The organism is Bradyrhizobium diazoefficiens, from assembly GCF_016616235.1.
In the GTDB taxonomy this organism is placed as follows: Bacteria; Pseudomonadota; Alphaproteobacteria; order Rhizobiales; family Xanthobacteraceae; genus Bradyrhizobium; species Bradyrhizobium diazoefficiens_H.
Genome location: NZ_CP067100.1, coordinates 6,895,340 through 6,909,226 on the forward strand (window position 1 = coordinate 6,895,340; position 13,887 = coordinate 6,909,226).

At 64.7% G+C, this 13,887-nt stretch carries 10 protein-coding genes; 1 reads left to right on the forward strand and 9 read right to left on the reverse strand.

The window, feature by feature from the left end; all coding sequences use genetic code 11:
- Nucleotides 1-206 precede the first annotated feature (206 nt).
- The 6 genes from JJB99_RS32510 to JJB99_RS32535 all read right to left on the reverse strand — a co-directional run bounded on the left by JJB99_RS32510 (nucleotide 207) and on the right by JJB99_RS32535 (nucleotide 10,425).
- Nucleotides 207-4,502, reverse strand: a complete 4,296-nt coding sequence (locus tag JJB99_RS32510) for a bifunctional class I SAM-dependent methyltransferase/DEAD/DEAH box helicase (RefSeq protein ID WP_200496202.1) — start codon at nucleotides 4,500-4,502, stop codon at nucleotides 207-209.
- Between the two features lie 260 nt (nucleotides 4,503-4,762).
- Nucleotides 4,763-6,871, reverse strand: coding sequence for a ParB/RepB/Spo0J family partition protein (locus tag JJB99_RS32515; RefSeq protein ID WP_200496203.1), 2,109 nt, complete (start codon nucleotides 6,869-6,871; stop codon nucleotides 4,763-4,765).
- A 101-nt stretch (nucleotides 6,872-6,972) separates the two neighbouring features.
- Nucleotides 6,973-7,932: an ArdC family protein gene (locus JJB99_RS32520; RefSeq protein WP_200496204.1), complete on the reverse strand. Its 960-nt coding sequence runs from the start codon at nucleotides 7,930-7,932 to the stop codon at nucleotides 6,973-6,975.
- A 417-nt stretch (nucleotides 7,933-8,349) separates the two neighbouring features.
- The gene (locus tag JJB99_RS32525; protein WP_200496205.1) at nucleotides 8,350-8,532 is read right to left on the reverse strand and encodes a hypothetical protein; all 183 of its coding nucleotides are present in this window, start codon (nucleotides 8,530-8,532) and stop codon (nucleotides 8,350-8,352) included.
- Nucleotides 8,533-8,759: 227 nt separating this feature from the next.
- Nucleotides 8,760-9,284, reverse strand: coding sequence for a thermonuclease family protein (locus JJB99_RS32530; RefSeq protein ID WP_200496206.1), 525 nt, complete (start codon nucleotides 9,282-9,284; stop codon nucleotides 8,760-8,762).
- A gap of 466 nt (nucleotides 9,285-9,750) precedes the next feature.
- Nucleotides 9,751-10,425 carry a helix-turn-helix domain-containing protein gene (locus JJB99_RS32535; protein WP_200496207.1) on the reverse strand — a complete coding sequence of 225 codons (675 nt, stop codon included), beginning with the start codon at nucleotides 10,423-10,425 and terminating at the stop codon, nucleotides 9,751-9,753.
- A gap of 228 nt (nucleotides 10,426-10,653) precedes the next feature.
- Between JJB99_RS32535 and JJB99_RS32540 the strand changes: the two genes are divergently transcribed.
- The gene (locus JJB99_RS32540) at nucleotides 10,654-10,800 is read left to right on the forward strand and encodes a hypothetical protein (RefSeq protein ID WP_200496208.1); all 147 of its coding nucleotides are present in this window, start codon (nucleotides 10,654-10,656) and stop codon (nucleotides 10,798-10,800) included.
- Between the two features lie 190 nt (nucleotides 10,801-10,990).
- Here JJB99_RS32540 and ccoS read toward each other — a convergent pair whose 3' ends face one another.
- The 3 genes from ccoS to JJB99_RS32555 are packed head-to-tail and all read right to left on the reverse strand — an operon-like array spanning nucleotide 10,991 to nucleotide 13,882.
- Complete coding sequence (ccoS, locus tag JJB99_RS32545) at nucleotides 10,991-11,182, reverse strand: cbb3-type cytochrome oxidase assembly protein CcoS (RefSeq protein WP_200496209.1); 192 nt, start codon at nucleotides 11,180-11,182, stop codon at nucleotides 10,991-10,993.
- Nucleotides 11,182-13,371: a heavy metal translocating P-type ATPase gene (locus tag JJB99_RS32550; RefSeq protein ID WP_200496210.1), complete on the reverse strand. Its 2,190-nt coding sequence runs from the start codon at nucleotides 13,369-13,371 to the stop codon at nucleotides 11,182-11,184. The genes ccoS and JJB99_RS32550 overlap by 1 nt, the downstream gene beginning before the upstream one ends.
- Nucleotides 13,372-13,381: 10 nt before the next feature.
- Entirely contained in the window at nucleotides 13,382-13,882 is a 501-nt protein-coding gene (locus JJB99_RS32555; protein WP_200496211.1) for a FixH family protein, read from the reverse strand.
- Between the last annotated feature and the right edge of the window lie 5 nt (nucleotides 13,883-13,887).

Sequence of the window (13,887 nt, forward strand, 5' to 3'; positions counted from 1 at the left end):
CCGCCGCGCACCCATTTGGCTCCACTTGCCGGCCGGTCCTTTGGGTGAGTCGGGGAGCCGTACGAACAAGGAGTGGACTGGCCGGTTGTGGACATCGCCCAGCAGCCAGTCGCGTCGCTCGCGCTTAGCGTTGGAGCGAGAGCGGCGGCACACAGCCTCGGCCTCACGCGCGAGACGGCATGCCCGTTCGAAAGCATCGCGCCGCATCAGGCGGCCTCGCGCTCGCAGATGCGCTCGACCGGGTAGCATTCGAGCACCTTGCCAAGCACGACCGCCCCGCTTGCATCCGTGGGCACGAACATGCGCAGCTTCCAGGAGATGATCTCACTGAACAGCCCATAGGCCCGCAGGCGGTCGCGCATGGTGTCGTTGAAGTCCGCGAGCTCGATGCGATGCGCACCCATGACGCGGACGCGCCGTAGTGTCAGGCCTTGCGCAAGCTCGACGAGCGCGCGGCCTTCGAGCAAGGCGGCGAAGACGTCTCCGGGTTTGAGCGCCGGCCGCTCACCCAACAGCGCGTTGGCCACCCAGGCGGACGAGACCTTCCGCCCAATGATCCGCTCGCCGGCGTCGGTCTGGAGGCGGTAGACGCGGGTCGATTCGTTTGGCAGCCGTTTCCAGATCGGCAGGAGGAGCCCGGCGACGACATGGATCGTGCTCTCGGTGAACTCCGGCACGTCTTTGAGCTCAGCTGTCCAGGCTGCACTGAATTGCTCACGGTCTGTCTCGATCCAATGGCTCTCGCCCATGGCCTTGGACGGGACAGTGTGGCTTTCCATCGGCCGGACCAATTTGACGCGCTGCTCGATCTCGCCGTCGTCCAGCATCAGGCTTGGAGCGGGGACTTGCACCGCCGCGCGGCCGGAACGTTCGTTCACCAGCAGGACCGCGCGACGGTCCGACAGAAGGGCGAGGGCATCAACGAGAGTGAGCGGCCGGTTGCGTTCGCGCTGCACGATCGTCAGCAGCCGTGTCTCAGCGCTGGTCGCGGGATGGGTGTAGATGGTGCGCCGATTCGTGACGACGAAGCTTTCGGCGCGAAGGGTCTCCAGGCCCGCATCATAGAGTCCGGACGCGATTGCGCCCTCGATCCGAGCCGTCAGCAGCTGCTCGAAGGCGGTGAACAGCACGTTTTGCAGCTCGATGGTCAGCGCCAGCAGACGGTTGAGGAAGGTCGTGATCGGCGGCAGGTCATCCCTGATGCCATTGGAATCGACGAGCTTCAGCCCGGTCGCATTCTCGAACATCTCAAGAGAGCAACCATCCACCTTGCCCCGAACCAGGAGCAGGTAGAGTTGGCGCAGAGCATCACGGCCGTAGATGCTTTCGAGATTGTCCTCGGGCCGAAACAGCCCCTGGCCCCCGGTCTGACGCTGACCGCGGGTGATGGCGCCGAGCGTGTCGAGGCGGCGCGCGATCGTGCTGAGAAAGCGCTTCTCGGCCTTCACGTCGGTCGCAATCGGGCGAAACAGCGGCGGCTGGGCCTGATTGGTCCTGTTGGTCCGGCCGAGGCCCTGGATGGCCGCATCGGCCTTCCAGCCGGGTTCGAGCAAATAGTGCACCCGCAAACGGCGATTCCGCGCCGACAGCTCGGCGTGATAACTGCGCCCGGTGCCGCCGGCATCCGAGAAGACGAGGATGCGCTTGAGATCGTCCATGAAGGCCGCGGTTTCGGCGAGGTTCGCCGAACCGGCGCGGTTCTCGACCATCAGGCGGTCGTGTTTGCGGATGATCCGGCGTGAGCGCCCGGTGACTTCGGCGACACTGTCGGTGCCAAAGCGCTGGACGATCTGGTCGAGGGCGCCGGGCACGGGCGCGAGCGAAGCAAGCTTCTCGATCAGCCGGTCGCGCCGCGCGACGGCGTCCCGGCTCTCCACGGGCTGACCATCACGGTACACAGGCCGGGACGAGAGGTTGCCTTCGCCGTCGGTGAAAGGCTCGTAAAGCTGGACCGGGAAGGAATGGGCGAGGTAGTCGAGCACGTATTCGCGCGGGGTGATGTCAACCTGGACATCCCCCCATTCCTCGGTCGGAATCTCTGCGAGCCGGCGCTCCATCAGCGCTTCGCCGGTCGACACGACCTGGATGACGGCGGCATGCCCCTCCTGGAGGTCGCGCTCGATGGCGCGGATCAAGGACGGCGTCTTCATCGATGTCAGCAAATGGCCGAAGAAGCGCTGCTTGGCGGACTCGAAGGCCGACCGGGCCGCCGACTTTGCCTGGGCGTTCAACGTCCCGGTCTCGCCGGTGATGTTGGCCGCCCGCATCGCGGCGTCGAGATTGTTGTGGATGATGCTGAACGCGGCTGCATAGGCATCATAGATGCGGATCTGTTCGGGGGTGAGCTCATGCTCGATCAGTTCATATTCGACGCCTTCGTAGGAAAGGGAACGCGCCGCATACAGACCCAGCGCCTTGAGGTCGCGTGCCAGCACCTCCATCGCCGCGACGCCGCCCGCCTCGATCGCCTCGACGAACTCGGCGCGTGTCGCGAACGGAAAGTCCTCGCCGCCCCACAAGCCGAGACGCTGGGCATAAGCGAGGTTGTGAACGGTCGTGGCGCCGGTCGCGGACACGTAGACCACCCTGGCATTGGGCAGGGCGTGCTGCAGCCGCAGACCTGCGCGTCCCTGCTGCGAGGCGGCCTGCTCGCCGCGCTCGCCCCTGCCGCCCACGGCGTTTTGCATGGCGTGGCTCTCGTCGAAAACAACCACTCCGTCGAAATCGGAGCCCAACCATTCGACGATCTGCCGGACACGCGAAAGCTTTTCGCCGCGCTCATCGCTGCGCAGCGTAGCGTAGGTGGTAAATAGGATGCCTTCCGACAGCCGGATCGGCGTGCCCTGGCGGAAGCGAGAGAGCGGCGTGACCAGGAGCCGCTCCATGCCGAGCGCCGACCAGTCGCGCTGTGCGTCCTCGATCAGCTTGTCGCTCTTGGAGATCCAGATCGCCCGGCGCCGGCCCTTCAGCCAGTTGTCGAGCAGGATGCCGGCGACCTGCCGACCCTTGCCCGCGCCGGTGCCGTCGCCCAGAAACCAGCCTCGGCGGAAGCGGACGCAATCTGAAGCGTCGTCGCGGGCAGCTGCCACAACATCGAAAGTCGCATCGACCGTCCAGGCGCCTGCAAGGAACGCCGCGTGTGCTTCGCCGGCGTAGATCACACTTTCAAGCTGGGCGTCCGACAACAGGCCGTCTGCGACAACGTTTTCCGGAAGACGGGGCCGGTATGACGGCTTCGGCGCAGCAACCGAGGCCATCGCGGCCGACTGCACCAGTTTGGTCGGATGCGGCTGCGATCCGTCAATGCGGATCGATTGCAAGGTGTAGTCCTCATAGAGGGCATCGGTCAGATGAGCTCCGTCCGGAGGGGTCCAGTCCACCGTCTGGTAGGTGAGCTCAACACTTTGCGGATCATCGAGCCGCTGTCCGGGCGACGGCCGCATGGCGAAGGCGCGAACGGGTGGCCGAACCGGCACGGTCGAGCTGACCGGAGCGAGCACAGGTGGCGTGATCGGAAGCCGCGGCTGCACATGTTCGAGGACCCATGCCAGCAGCGTGGCTGCGTCCGGGGCCACGCCCGGACATGCTGGAACGACATTTCTGACCGGAGCGAGCTGCTTGTCGATAACCGTGAGCCGCGTCTCGACCGCCGTCCCGTGCCTGGCAAAAACCGCCCCTGCAATCGCTGCCGAAAATACCACGCGGCCGCGCTCCTGGAGACGGATGAAGGCATCGGTCCACGCTGGATTGTCGGGCGCGAGATTTGCGCCGGTGATCGCGACGAGGCGACCGCCGTCGCGAAGCCTGGCCAATGCCGAGGAGAGATGGCGCAGGGCTGCGTCCGCCATCCGCCGGTCCACATTGGGCAGAGCCGAAAATGGCGGATTCATCAGCACGACGCTCGGGGCAACAGCGGCCTCGAGATGATCGTCGATCTGCGCCGCATCGTAGCGCGTGACGGTCTCGTTTGGGAACAGGAGCTCGAGCAGCCCGGCGCGCGTTTCGGCGAGCTCGTTCAGCGCGAGCGAACCGCCGGAGATCTCGGCGAGGATGGCGAGAAGACCGGTGCCCGCCGAAGGCTCCAGCACGAGGTCTGTGTTGCCAATGCCGGCCGCGGTGCAGGCGACGAAGCCAAGCGGGATCGGCGTCGAGAATTGTTGAAGCGCCTCGCTTTCTTCCGACCTGCGCGTATGGGTTGGAAGCAGGCTGGCAACCTTGGCCAGCATCGAGAGCTGCGCTGCCGGCGATGCCGCCTTGGTCCGCATGGCGGCGCCGTGCTTGCGCAGGAAAAGAACGGTTGCGGCTTCACAGGCCTCATAGGCGGCTTTCCAATGCCAGGCGCCGGCGGCATCCGAGCCGCCGAAGGCGCTTTCCATCGCGGAACGCAGAACATTCGCTGCATCGATGCGCCGCCCCTGTTCGAGATTGCTGAGGATGAGCCGTGCGGCTTGGGCGATGGAGGACGCAGCCGCGGCGGTCGCGGAGCAGGACAGATTGATCATGGGCGTCGAGCTTTCGAGGAGAGCGGGAAGGATCGGGCCGATGGGCGCTCTCTAAGGCCCGACCGGCTCAAACCTGTCCCGGCCGATCTCTCACTCTGCTCACCCCTTGCCTCCACCGCAGGAGGAGGACGCGGGCCACGCCGCGCGCAAGGCTGTGCGCCGCAGCCGCATTCCAAAATGAGAAGCCCGGCGCGATGCCGGGCTTCGGAAGCAAGTTCAAATGACGCGCACGACGCGTTTGCCGCGCTACGTCCGGACCTTCATTCAGCGGCAATGCCGTGTGGCTGAACGTCGTCTGCGGTACCGCTAGCGTCCTCATCGCCGGCGAGGAAGTCGGGAAGCGGACCCGCGACTGCGTCTTGCTCTGCCGATCGGATCGCATCCGCGAGGCGCAGTGGCTCCGGCAGCCATCCCGTGCCCTCGAGAAGGCGCTCGGCTTCGCGAGCCATATCGGACTTCTTCAGATGGTCGATCAGTTCTGCGGAGGCATCGCCCTTTGCTTGCCTCACCGCCTCCAGAATACGTGGCTTGGTGACGCGGCCGAGGTAATTATCGACGCTCGGCCTCCAGCCGGCCTGCACCATGTCGAGCCCGACCGCCCGCGCCAGCACGTCGGCCTGGCCGAGCCTGCGCGCGAGCCCATCAGCGGATACCCGCCCCTGAGCGTAGCGGTTCACCGGTTCATAGAGGGCGTTGACCGAGAACGACGCGCAATGGGCGAACAGGGCTGCTTGCGCGTTGCCGTCCAATGCGCAGAGCGTATCCCAAAGCGCCTTCGCATCGTTCGGGAGCCGCGCTTTCCAGGCTTCGTGCCTGGCGTCGATGGCCTTGGCCGGCGCGCTGTCCTTCAATCCCGGAGCCTGGGCCGGGAATGTCGGCGTGTGAACCGCGATCTCGAGGCAACTGCCGGATGATGCAAACCTGTAGAAGCTCGCCAGCACGAAATTGTGCAGCACCGCCAAAAACGCGAGCGAGGGATGCTCGGCGAGCGCGTCGCGTAGCGCCAGGGTTCGATAGGCTGTCAGCTCGGTGATCAGCCGGTCCGGCAGCGGTCTTGCAGCATCGTCCTCATCCTCTTCGGCCGGCTCGGTTGGCGCGCCACCGACGGTGATGGCGGTACGCTGCACCGGAGCAACAGCTTCCGTCCCGTCAACCGTTGCGCGGCCCTGTCCGGGGTCGGCATCGACCGTTGGTTCATCCTCCGGCCGGACATAGCCGCGATCCACCGACAGCCGTCCGTCGGAATCGATGCTGATGAAGACTCCGGCGCGGGCGATGTCGGCCGGATCGTAGATCATTGGCCGCTCCTCGAATGCGAGCAATGCCGCCTCGATCTCGCCAAGGCGCTGGTCGACCTCCTCGGGAAGTTCGTCGGCATCCTGATACTCGGCTTCGAGCCGGTCATGCTCGGCATTGAGCGCATCGATCGTGCCCTGCTCCTCGATGCTGAGCGCGGCCGGCGTTCCCTCCAATTCCCGCAAGCCGCTGGTGTGGCCGAATGGAAAATCGACGGCCACCAAGATCCACTTCCACCCTTCCGCCGCGATCACCTCGGCGTCCTGCTTGAGCTTCTCCGTGACAAGACGATCGAGCAGGGCTACGTCCTGGAGCCAGCCACCGTCGTCATGCTCGAACAGATCGTGCAGGACCGGGCCACCGGCGCGCTCATAGGCCTCGATGCCGACATATTGCGCACGGCGATCGGACCCGCGCACGGTGTTCTCGGTCAGCATGCGGCGGATCTGGTACGGCTCGTCATAGCCGGAGCGGCTGACATTGTCCCAGACCTGCTCCTGGCGGACATGATCGCCGCTCACCGAGAACGCCATCAGCTGCTCCAGCGTCATGCCGTCCTCGGCATAGACCTCATGCAGCTTCGGCGAGACCGAGGCGAGGCGCAGGCGCTGCTTGACGATCGCGGGCGCCACGAAATGTCGCGCGGCAATGTCCTCTTCGCTCATGCCGACGTCGCGGAGCGTCTGGAATGCGCGAAACTGATCGAGCGGATGCAGGCCGACCCGTTCATCGTTCTCTGCGATCGAATCGTCTTCCGCGATGCCTCCCTCGCGAATGACACAGGGCACGGGCTGCGACTTGGACATACGCTTCTGCTTGACCAGGAGCTCGAGAGCACGGTAGCGCCTCCCGCCGGCCGGCACCTCGAACATGCCTGTCTCATTGCCATCGGCGTCCACAATGGCGCGGACATTGAGACTTTGCAGCAGCGTGCGCTGGGCGATGCTCTCGGCAAGCTGCTCGATCGAGACGCCCGCCTTGACGCGCCGAACGTTGGACTGGCTCAGCACCAGCTTGTTGAAGGGAATATCGCGCGAGGGCGACAGCGTGATCTTTTGGACTGCCTTGCTCATTTTTCGTCTCCACGACGGGCGGCCGAAAGCCTCTCTCTCGACCTCAACCCGTCGTGGCGCTCGGCGCCGCCCTCTTCCTCTGTTTCGCAAGCTAGCTCCGCTCACGCCGCCTCCTGATCTGCCGCGGCAGCATCGGCCGAAGCAGTTGGATTACCTGCTGGGAGGAAGCCAAGCAGATAATCCGCGGCTTTGCTGGCCTGCGAGGCCGCCCGCACGATCGCGCGGTTGTCTTCACGCAGGACTTCCAGCCAGGAACCGATATAGTCGGCGTGCCGCACGGTCGGCACGATGCCGAGTGACGCGCAGGAAAACGCGGCACACAATTCGGCGATCAATTCCTCGAACGCGTATTTTTTCGTGCCGTAGGAACCGCCGAGATCACGGTTGAGGCGCGAAGGATGACCGCTGGCATGGCCAAGCTCGTGCAGGGCGGTCCGATGCCAATTGATCGGCTCGAAATAGGCCGCCGGCGGCGGCACCTGCACATAATCTTCTGCCGGCATGTAGAAGGCGCGATTGCCGCCGATGCGAAAGTCGATGCCTGTTGCCTTGATCAGGGCCTCGACCTGCGGTTCGATCATGCCGGGCAGCGGCATTGGCGCGGTGGTCGCGACGTCGGCAGACAGTCCGTCGCATTGATCGGTGTTGAAGACGGTGAACCGCTTCAGGAATGGAACGGCCTGCGCCTCTTCGCCCGTCTCACGCGCACGGCGCCGTTCGTCGGCCGGCACGAAGCGGTCGGCATAGACCACGGTTGTGCCGCGCTCGCCCTTGCGGACATGACCACCGAGCGCAAGCGCCTGGCGGAAGGTCAGCCAGCTTTGGCCCGAAAAACCGCGCTCGATCACCGCCCCCCAGAGGATGAGAACGTTGATGCCGCTGTAGGGCCGGGCGGACGCGGCGTTCCTTGGCATCGACAGCGGCGCCTTTGCTGCCTCCGTCCCCCAGGGTTGAACCCAGGGCACGCGGCCGGCCTCCAGCTCGGCGATGATCTTGTCGGTGATTTCGTCATAAAGGCTTGCCCGGTCCTGACCGGTGCGCGCGCGAGGATGTCTGGACATCGCGGATCTTTCGCGACGGGCGCTGCAAGCCTCTCTCGCAGCTCCAACCCGTCGCGGCCGAACCCGGCCAGCCCTCTCACTCTCAATGTTTGTTGCGGAAGCGTTGTGTCTGTTGCAGGAGCGGCGTGCCGCTGCGAGCTCGGACGAGCTCCGGCCTTCGCGTCAGGGATGGAAGCCCGGAAGGGTGAAAACCCGGCCAAAGGTCGGGGTTTCAGCGCAGCCGACAGCCCGGTCCCGCAGGGAGACGCACGGCAAATCCCATGCAGATGGAACGACCAGGCGCCTGGAAAACCAGAGCAGATCCGAAAAAAGTGTGCAGCGGTTTTCTCCCGCGCCAAACGCGAAGCACGTTTGCGCAGAGATCATGCTCAAACAAAAACGAAAGCGCGATGACGATTCGTCCCGATCAATCGGACTTTAGATCTCCTCGCGCGTTTTTGTCTCTGCGTCATAGATTCTGATGCGAAGCATTGGAAAACGCTTCTTCAGCTCTTCCGCACCGCTCTTGGCCCCATCCCTCGTCGCAAATTCGGCCTTGAGTCGGCCGTCTACTTCGAGCGCATATCCTGAAGCTGGCAATTCTCGGGCAGCTGCAACCATCTTCGTCCCTTGCTCAACGGTGAGATCGAGGACATGGCTTACCCCGAGTCGCCCAATTTGCGCCAGCTAGAGCCATTTCCCCTGCGATGGAATCGGAAGAGGCTCTAGATTCTTGTTTTGACGCGTTCTCTTGACGCGAACCGGCATCCACTTCGCTCGAAAACGCCCTAGCCAACACGTTGATTGTGCGGCCAAGCTGTGCAGGCTTTGATTCGCTCCGAGATGACTCAAGGATGTGCGTTCGCGTCATCCGAACAATTGGACGGCGTGCCGCCCGACCGAATGCACGCGCGGTACAGCCAGGGCTCCACATAGCTGCCAGCCCACATCCCTCGGCCTGAACGATCCGCATCGCGCTGCGCCGCGGAATAGCGGCCGTGGGAATAGCGCGGCCAATCGAGCGCGAGACCATTGCTGACCAGCCATTCCCCGAGGTCGGCAGTCCCGACAAGACATGTCGCGACCGTACGCCCATACTGGTCTGCGGAAACCGAGGTGCAACTCACCGGACGGCGGGCGATGAAACTATCGAGCTCGTTGGCCGCCTTCGCGCCGCAGCGGTACAAATTGCTGTCGGCACCCCGGCACAGCTGATTGCTTTCCGGGGCGTCGACACCCCAAAGCCGGATGCGGGTTCCATGTATGTCCAGCGTGTCACCATCGATGACGCTGGCCTGTCCGACAAAATCTGCAGCCGAGGCCGCCCCGGACAGGAGCAGGAACGTGAGTACGAGCGTTCTGCTTACGATCATTGGATTCCAGTGGTCAGCGCAGATTGTGCGGGTCAAATCGCGGCCAATTCCTACACGGTTTCAACGAGCCCAGATGAGCACAGCGCCCGGGCAGTCATGCGCGTGAAGCATGATCGGGAAAACTGTGCAGCGGATTTCCCGACAAACGCGGAACGCGTTTGCGCGGAGACGATCCTGAAACAACAATCTAAACCGCGATGCTGATTTCATCTTAAATCTCATCGCGCTTGAGAGTGACGAATGACCACCGCGTGAGCGCTGGCGCCCTGTTCTGTTCGATTTGCCGGGTGACCGGCCAAAAGTTCCAGGAGGCTGATTGCGGAGGTCCCCGGCACGCATCAGATGGTAACGACCTCGCCTTTTCGAGCCATTCACCGCGTCGATCCCATTGATGACGCGGTGCTCCGGGCCAACCCCAACAAGGCGAAAGAGCTGGTAGCAAACGCCGCGGACGGAGCTTCGATTGTCAGGCATTGATCCGGCTCAGCTCCACGCGGTTGCGGAGGACGATACAGCGCGAGGTTTCCAGCGCGATTGTTCCGGACTGCGCCAGCTGGCTGAGCGTCCGCGACACCGTCTCGATCGTCAAGCCGAGATAGTCGGCGATGTCCTGACGCGGCATCGGCAGTTCGATCGAAGGAGCGGCGGCATTGCGGCCCGCCATTTCCAGCAGAAACCCGGCCACCCGCTCTTCGGCGCTCTTCATCAGCACCATTGCGTGCTCGTGCATACGCTGCAGCTCGCGGACCGCAAGGGACCAGAGCTGTTTGGCAACATCCTTTTCGTACTCGGCCTGGGCCATCACGGCGCTGCGCTCGGCGACCACGACATGCGCCTCCCTGATCGCTTCCGCGGAGGCAAGATGCACCTCGCTGGCCTCGACGTCGAAGATATCGCCGGGCAGATAGAAGCTGCCGATCTGGCGACGGCCGTCATCCAGCGTGCGACAGGTTCGCACCGCGCCGGAGATGACCTGATAGAGGTATTCAGCCGGATCATCTTCGGCGTAAATTTCAGCGTTGCGCGCAAAGCGCGCCGAAGCGCCGATCAAGCCGAGCGTGCCTTCGGGCGGGGAGTTCGACCGAACCGCAGCGGCCGGACGCGCGTGGATTGTGGACCCGGCGGCTGCGGCGCTGAGCATGGCATATCTCCGGTTTCGAAGATTGATGAGGGCAGTCTGCCCGCTTCCCCGCGTTTCGAAACTCGTGTCTTTCCCCTAAGTATAAATCCGGAGGCACCTGCAATCTTGCCGGTTGTGACGGTTGATGCGCCCCTTAGGCAGCTCAAGGCGGCTCACGCATGTTTGCGCTACCATCTCCGCCATTCGTCATCATGGCGGAATGCAGCCGTGATTCGACCAAGAGCATTCTTGTCGCGCCTGCTGCGCGACGAATGGCGCGAGATCCCCAGTGCGCCGCGCGATCGTGAGATCGAGGTTGCCATGATGGACGGCTGTATCATCATGTGCGCCGGCCTCATGCCGCGTCACGGCACCGGCTGCCCCGAGAGACGCTGAGGCAGGTCGATGTAACCGCCACGCAGAGGCACTGCGGGCGGCGGATGACGCCGCCGATCAGCTCCTGTTGATCGGTCGGGCGACCATGGCTGACCGGTGGCGATCGTCCCGTCTGTCGAATCCCGCTCGGTCCGCCGCGCAGGCGTCCTAATGGACGCTGCTGGTGGCCTTCGTCCCGGTGGAGATCGTGTTAACGGTGCTGGGCGCTCGCCGGGTGCGCGGGGGTTGAGGATGTCTCAGCCGGCTCATCGTCGGCGATCGCCCGCCAAGCGGCGCCATCGAGATCGTCATATTGGCCGTTCCTGAGCGACCAGAGAAAGGCCGCAAGGCCGAGCGCGCCAAGCCCGATCGCAAGAGGCACCAGATAGAGCAGGACTTCCATCAGGCAGTTTCCCTCTGCCGGCGCGCGCGCAAGGCATTGAGCATCACGAGTAGCGACGAGGTGGACATCGCGGCCGCGGCGATCAGTGGCGTCACCAGGCCGGCCATGGCGAGCGGCACGGCGAGCGCGTTGTAGATCACCGCGAGCCAGAGGTTCTGCCGCATCAGCCGCACCGCCTGGCGCGAAATGGCGATTGCGGCTTGCACCGGTGCAAGCCGCTCGCCGAGAAACACTGCATGCGCCACCGACTGACTGAGATGCGTCGCGGTGACCGGCGACATCGAGGCGTGAGCACCGGCCAGGGCCGGGGCATCGTTCAGGCCGTCTCCGACCATCAGCACCTTGTGGCCGTGGCGCGCGAGCTCGTCGATGCGGGCGATCTTGTCGACCGGGGTCACCTCGGCACGCCAATGATGAATGCCGAGCGTCTCGGCAGCGGCCCTGACGGCCGGCTCCCGGTCGCCGGACAGCATCTCGACGCTCAAGCCGACCCGCTGCAGTGCAGAGACGGTGTTCGCCGCATCAGGACGGATCCGCTGCCGGACGGCGAAGACATGGCGCATCAAGCCATGGCGAAACGCGACGACGGATGCCTCGGGATCGTTCTGGAGAATCTGGTTCGCCACCTCATCGGCGCCGCACCAGGACGGCCGCCCCAGCCTGATGTCGACACCATCGACCACGCCGGACACGCCCTGCCCCGGCACCTCCGCGATGCCCGGCAGCGGCGCTTTTGCGCCCGCCGCGCGCGCAACCGCGGCGGCGACCGGGTGCCGGCTCGATAGCGCCAGGCGGCCGGCCAAATCGAAGACATCGGCAGGAATTGACGCGGCATTTGCGACGTCGAGCTCGGGCAGAGTCAGCGTGCCGGTCTTGTCGAAGATCACCCGATCGACCTCGGCGATCCGCTCGATCGCCTCACCTGCATTGAGCAACACGCCCGAGCCGAACAGGGCGCCGGAGGCCACCGTCTGAACGGCCGGGATGGCGAGGCCGAGCGCGCAGGGACAGGTGATGATGAGGACAGCGATGGCAATCACGATCGAATCGTGGAGCGTGGCGCCCGCGACAAGCCAGCCGATCATGGTCAAAAGCGCGGTCGCGTGGACAAGCGGCGCGTAAAGCCGCGAAGCACGTTCGGCAAGGCGCAGATAGCGCGAACGCGATTGCAGGGCATTTTCCAGCAGCCGCGAGATTTCAGACAGAAGCGTTGCTTCGCAGGCCGCCGAGACGCGCACGCGCAAGGCGCCGGATCGCACCACGGTCCCGGCGTAGACCGCACTTCCGGCGATTGCCGTCGTTGGGCGTGTCTCGCCGGTGATCAGGCTCTGGTCGATCTCGGAGCGGCCGCTGAGGACAGCGCCGTCGACGGCCGACCGCTCGCCGGGACGAAGCAGCACGATGTCACCGGGCCGGATCGCGGCGACAGGAACCGTGCGGATCTCCTCGTCAGTGATGAATTTTGTTGCCGTTTCCGCCTTCAGCGCGGCAAGATTGCTCGCAAAGGCGCGGGTGCGCCGCCGCACGTTCTGATCGAGATAGCGGCCTGCCAGCAGGAACGCGATCAGCATGATCGCCGCGTCGAAATAGGCGTGCTCGGCATGCGTGGCCGTCTCGAACAGCGACATCGCCAGCGCCAGGACGATGCCGATCGAAATCGGCACATCCATGTTGACACCGCGCGCGAGCAGCGCCGCATAGGCCGACGCAAAGAACGGCTGGGCCGAATAGGCTGCCGCCGGCAGCACGATCAGCGCGGAGAGCCAATGGAAGAAGTCGCGCTGCTCGCGCAGCATGTCGCCAACACTGCCGGACCAGACCGGCACCGACAGCATCATCACATTCATCGCCGCGAAAGCGGCAACACCCAGGCGCCGCAGCAGCGCGCCCGCGAGATCGGCTTCCCGTGTCTCTGCGCCCGCCGGCTCGAACGGATAGGCCTTGTAGCCGAGCTCGGCGAGACGAACGACGAAAAGCGCGGGATCCACCGCGCCCGCCTTCCACTCCAGCGCCAGGCGCCGATCCGTCAGATTGACCCGGGCCAGGGTGACATCCGGGATCTGCGATAAGTTGCGCTCGATCTTGGCCATGCAGCCGGCGCAACAGATGCCGTCGACCGCGAGATCGAGGCGCAGGCGATCCGGGCCGGACCTCTTCAGGAAGTGCGAAAAATCGATGGTCGATTGCATTCCTCCACCCTCAGTTCAAAACGACGCGGTTGCGCGACAGGAATAGGCGCTTTCCGTCCCGGTCGGCCTCGATCACCAGGTCCCACTGCCCCACCGCAACGCCATGCGCAATGCCGTGGTAGTTGCCGCCGCGCGCCTCGATCATCGCAAACGCCTGGTCGGCTCTGCGGTCCGTCGGCCGCTCGAGCCGGCCGAAGACCGACAGCCCGGCAAGCGGCGTGCCGTCCTGCGCGTTCGCGTCCAGAGTCAGCCGGGCCGTCCCGCCGGCCTGGCGCTCGATATGCGCATCGATTTTCCAATCGCGCCCGTTCTGCTGATGCGCAGCCTGGATTTCCTTCTGATAGGCAAGGCTCACGCCATAGGCACTGTCGACGTCGGTTCCCGGCAGCGTGGCAATGGCAAGCCGCATCATCACCGCGTTGACGCCGATCACGACGGCAAAGAAAGAGACCACGGCGATCAGGACGAAGCGCCCGGTGATCGGCCGTATGGCGGATGAAGACGTTGTCATGTCCG

Excerpts from the sequence above, each read along its gene's own strand:
- JJB99_RS32530 (WP_200496206.1), bottom strand. The coding sequence starts at position 9,284 with ATGATCGTAAGCAGAACGCTCGTACTCACGTTCCTGCTCCTGTCCGGG.
- JJB99_RS32525 (WP_200496205.1), bottom strand. The coding sequence starts at position 8,532 with ATGGTTGCAGCTGCCCGAGAATTGCCAGCTTCAGGATATGCGCTCGAA.
- JJB99_RS32510 (WP_200496202.1), bottom strand. The coding sequence starts at position 4,502 with ATGATCAATCTGTCCTGCTCCGCGACCGCCGCGGCTGCGTCCTCCATC.
- JJB99_RS32515 (WP_200496203.1), bottom strand. The coding sequence starts at position 6,871 with ATGAGCAAGGCAGTCCAAAAGATCACGCTGTCGCCCTCGCGCGATATT.
- JJB99_RS32550 (WP_200496210.1), bottom strand. The coding sequence starts at position 13,371 with ATGCAATCGACCATCGATTTTTCGCACTTCCTGAAGAGGTCCGGCCCG.
- JJB99_RS32535 (WP_200496207.1), bottom strand. The coding sequence starts at position 10,425 with ATGCTCAGCGCCGCAGCCGCCGGGTCCACAATCCACGCGCGTCCGGCC.
- JJB99_RS32555 (WP_200496211.1), bottom strand. The coding sequence starts at position 13,882 with ATGACAACGTCTTCATCCGCCATACGGCCGATCACCGGGCGCTTCGTC.
- ccoS (WP_200496209.1), bottom strand. The coding sequence starts at position 11,182 with ATGGAAGTCCTGCTCTATCTGGTGCCTCTTGCGATCGGGCTTGGCGCG.
- JJB99_RS32520 (WP_200496204.1), bottom strand. The coding sequence starts at position 7,932 with ATGTCCAGACATCCTCGCGCGCGCACCGGTCAGGACCGGGCAAGCCTT.